The 4,940-nt window shown below is 69.3% G+C and carries 1 protein-coding gene; it reads right to left on the bottom strand.

The features are described 5' to 3' along the window. Window positions 1-4,940, bottom strand: a 4,940-nt coding sequence (locus ACIBB8_RS37375) for an amino acid adenylation domain-containing protein (protein WP_398959814.1), incomplete at both ends; no start/stop codon positions are given.

Genomic DNA, 4,940 nt, shown 5'->3' with positions numbered 1-4,940 from the left:
CACCGCATCCGGCGTCCGCGCCACCCACCCCTCGAACAGCTCCACCACCGACACTCCCGGCATCTCCACCGCCGTGTCGTTCCACTCCACCAACACCCGACGCCGCTCCCCCTCACCCAGCACATCCACTGCGCTCAGGGGGCTGTCCGCACCGCCGTCCAGCACGTCCTGCAGTGCCGTGACCAGTCCCTCCACGGCAGTACGCAGCATCGCGCACACCGCTTCGGGGTCGATCGGAGCCACCGCGTCCACGGCCAGGACGAGTGCGTCCCCGTCATCGTCGAAGGCGACCGACAGCGGGTAGTTGGTCCGGTCCTGCGTGAACACCATCCGGACGCCGTCGAGCCCACCGCTCCGGCCCTCGGTGTTCTCGGCGGAACCGGCGCCGTGGCCGGTGTTGTGCCGGTAGTTGAACATCGAGGTGAACAGCGGTACGTCGGCCGCCACCCCGCTGGCCTGCTGCGCGACCGCGAGCGGGGCATGCTCGTGCTCCAGCAGCCCGGCCAGAAGGGCACGCATGTCGGATACCGCGTCGAGCACGCCGACTCCGGCCACCCGCGCCCGCACCGGCAGCATGTTCATGAACGGGCCGGCCACCCGGTCCGCGCCCGAACCGGCATTCATCCGGCCGAACAGCACTGTGCCGAACACGACGTCGTCACGGCCGCTGACCGCGCCCAGCACCCGCGCCCACGCCACATGCATGACCGTGGCGGGGCTCGCGCCCAGCCGACGCGAGACCTCCCTGACCCGGCCGACGAACGCCGCCGGGAAGGCCAGCTCGGCCCGGACCACGCCTGCGCCGTCACCACGGGCGTCCACCAGCCCGAAGGGGGCCGTGGGCTCGGTGACATCGCCCAGCAGGTCGGCGAAGAACCGCTCGTGCTCGGAGCGTTCGACCCCGCCACGTACCTGTGCGACGAAGTTCCGGAACGGCAGAGGCTCGGCCAGTTCGTCACCCCGACCCGTGAGGAACGCCTCCACCTCCTCCAGCACCACTTCCAGCGCCGTGTGGTCCTGCACCATGTGATGCATCCGCACGAGGGCCAGCCACCGGTCTGTGCCCGGCTCGAGCGCTGTGTGGATGTCCAGCAGCGGCGCGCGGCCGAGATCCATCGACAGGCCGCCGACAGCGATCAACTCGGCTATGGCATCGTCCGCCTTCGGATCGAGTTGCACTTCGGTGACCGGCAGGACGACGTGCCGGCGCACGACCTGGACCGGCTCGCGCAGTCCCTCCCAGACGATCCCGGTGCGGAACACGTCATGCCGGTCCACTACCTGCTGCAGCGCGCCGAGGAACGCATCCAGCCACTCACGGGAGTCGAACTTCAACACCCGCGGCATGACATACGCGTCCTCGCCGCCATCGGCCAGGAGATGGTGGAAGAGCAGACCCTCCTGCAGAGGCGCGAGCGGATAGACGTCGGCAACATTGGCCGCACCACCCTCCACACCCGCCACGATCTCCTCGATCTCGGCCGTCGACAGCTCCACCAGCGGCAGCATGTCCGCAGTGATCTCGACCGCGTCGTCCGGAATGCCGTTCGCCGGAACGGCGACCTCCTCCACGCCCGCAGCGGCGGCGAGACCGGCCGGCGTGGGCGCGTCGAACAACGCCCGCACCGACACCGTCACACCGTGCGCCCTCAGACGCTCCACCAGCGAAACGGCAAGCAGCGAATGCCCTCCCAGCTGGAAGAAGTTGTCGTCCACACCCACAGCGCCGAGACCGAGGACCTCGGCGAACGCAGCGCAGAGGATCTCCTCACGGACGTTCGCCGGGGCGCGACCGCTACCCGCCGTGGCCGCGTAATCCGGAGCGGGAAGGGCTTTACGGTCCAGCTTGCCGTTCACGGTGACAGGGAGCGCGTCGAGTACGACGACGGCCGACGGCACCATGTACTCGGGAAGGCTGCCCGAGGTGAACTCCCGTACCTCGTCGGTGATGTCGGCTTCGCCGTCGGGGACGACGTAGGCGACCAGGCGGGTGTCTCCCGGGGTGTCCTCCCGGGCGATCACCGCAGCCTGCACGACCTGCGGATGCGAGGCGATCACGGCCTGGACCTCGCCCGGCTCGATCCGGAAACCACGGATCTTCACCTGATCATCGGCGCGCCCGAGGTACTCCAGCTCACCTTCCGCGTTCCACCGCACCCGGTCCCCGGTCCGGTACATCCGCCCACCGCTACCACTGAACGGATTCGCCACGAAACGCTCGGAAGTCAGACCCGGCCGGTTCGCATACCCGCGGGCCAACTGCACACCCGCCAGATACAGCTCACCGACCACCCCGACCGGAACCGGGGCAAGGTGTGCGTCCAGTACGAACACCTGAGTGTTGGCCACCGGACGGCCGATCGGCACCACACTGCCGCTGACGTCTGCCGGGTCGCACTGCCACGACGTGACGTCCACCGACGCCTCGGTCGGACCGTACAGATTGTGCAGCTCCACTCCTTCGAACACCTCGAAGAACCGGCGCACCACCTGCGGCGACAGTGCCTCACCACTGCACACCACCCGCCGCAGCCCCCCGCAGCCCGCGGCACCGGCGTCGCGGAGGAACACCTCAAGCATCGACGGCACGAAATGAACCGTGCTCACACCCTGCTCACGGATCAGCCCGGCAAGGTACCCCGGATCGCGGTGACCACCAGGCCGCGCCACCACCAGCACCCCACCGACCAGCAACGGCCAGAACAACTCCCACACCGACACGTCAAAGCCGAACGGAGTCTTCTGCACCACCCGCTCACCGTCCGCGAGACCGTACCGCTCCTGCATCCACAGCAGACGATTCACCATCCCCGCATGCGAGACCACCACACCCTTCGGCAGCCCCGTCGACCCTGACGTATACATCACATACGCCGGATGCGACGGCAACAGCGCCACCCCGGGAGCCGAAGAATCCAGCCCCGCCAACTCCCCGGCAATTGCTGGGGAATCCAGCACCACGGAAGGCAACCCGTCCGGAACGAGCTCCGTGAAGGCATCCACGGTCAGGACCACTGCAGCTCCCGCATCACGGAGCATGAAAGCGATCCGCTCCGCCGGAAGCTCCGGATCCACCGGAAGATACGCAGCACCGGCCTTCAGCACACCCCACAGCGCGACCACCAGATCCACACCGCGCTCCAACGCCACCCCCACCACCGACTCCGGCCCCACACCCCGACCGACCAGCAGCCGCGCCAGCCGATTCGCCCGCGCATCCAACTCCGCGTACGACACCGCGTCCCCATCGGCGACGACCGCAACCGCATCCGGCGCCCCAGCCACCTGCGCCTCGAACACCCCCGGAAGCGTCGACCCCCCGAACACCGCACCGGTGTCATTCCACTCCACCAACACGCGACGCCGCTCCTCGGAGCCCAGGACATCCAGGGCCGAAACCCGCATCGACGGATCGGCAACAAGCGCCTCCAGCACCCACACCCACCGCGACGCCAACTCCTCAGCCGTACCGGCATCGAACAGATCCGACGCCACCGTCATCACGCCCCGCAGGCCCGCCGGCGCACCCGTGTCGTCGAAGACCTCCCCGACGCTCATTTCGAGGTCGAACTTGGCCGCCTGCGCTCCGGCCGACATCCCCCCGCCGTGTGCACCGGGAAGGTCCACCGTGGCTTCGGCGGTGTTCTGCACGGTGAGCATGACCTGGAACAGCGGGTGCCGGGCCAGTGACCGCGCCGGGGCGAGTTCCTCCACCAGACGCTCGAACGGCACGTCCTGATGGGCGAAGGCCGAAAGCCCCACCTCCCGCACCCGCGCCAGCAGCTCACGGAATGAGGGGTTTCCCGACAGGTCTGCACGTATCACGAGCGTGTTGACGAAGAAGCCGACCAGGTCGTCCAGCGCCTCGTCGGTGCGCCCCGCCACCGCCGAACCGACCGGGATGTCCGTCCCCGCGCCCATCCTGGACAGCAGCGTGGCCAGGGCCGCCTGAAGGACCATGAACAGCGTCACGCCTTCGTCCCGCGCCAGCTGCGCCAGGCTCGCATGAACGTCCGCCGGGATCTCCAGAGGCACACTGAGTCCCTGGTAGCTCGCCACCGCCGGACGCGGACGGTCGAACGGAAGATCCAGCTCCTCCGGAGCCCCCGCCAGGGCGGTCCGCCAGTACGCCACCTGCCGGGAGATCACGCTCTCCGGGTCGCTCTCCTCACCCAGGAGCTCACGCTGCCACAGCGCGTAGTCGGCGTACTGCACGGGCAGTTCCGCCCATCGGGGAGCCCGTCCCTCGCGCCGCGCCGCGTACGCATCCGATACATCACGCGCGAGCGGACCGGTCGACCAGCCGTCGCCCGCGATGTGATGCACCACCACGACCAGCGTCTGCTCCCCCGACCCGGCGTCGAAGAGCCAGGCCCGGAACGGCACCTCCACCGACAGGTCGAAGGCGTACGTCTGTGCCGCGGCGACGGCACCGGCCAGGGTGTCCGGCGTCACCTCGACCACCTGGAGCTGCCACTCCAGATTCTGAAGATCCAGAATGCGCTGGTACGGCTCACCGTCCGCCACCGCGAACACCGTACGCAGCACCTCGTGCCGGCCCATGACATCCCGCAGAGCCGCACCCAACGCCTCGCGGTCGACATCACCCCCCAGGCGGAGCGCCAGGGGAATGTTGTACGTCGCGCTCGGGCCCTCGAGCTGTCCGAGGAACCACAGCCGGCGCTGGGCGAACGACAGCGGCACCCGCTCCGGACGCATCCGGGATCGCAGTGCAACCCGGGCGGTGTCCGCCTCCGCCAAGCGGGCCGCGAGGCGGGCCACCGTCGGTGCCTCGAACAGCACCCGGATGCCGACCTCGACTCCGAGGACCGAGCGGATCCGGCTCACCAGCCGTACGGCCAGGAGCGAGTGCCCGCCCAGGGCGAAGAAGTCGTCGTCGACACCGACGGTCTCCAGCCCGAGAACCTGCGCGAACACGG

This window comes from Streptomyces sp. NPDC051286 (assembly GCF_044455345.1).
Classification (GTDB): domain Bacteria; phylum Actinomycetota; class Actinomycetes; order Streptomycetales; family Streptomycetaceae; genus Streptomyces.
This window is presented reverse-complemented; position numbering and strand designations above follow the sequence as displayed.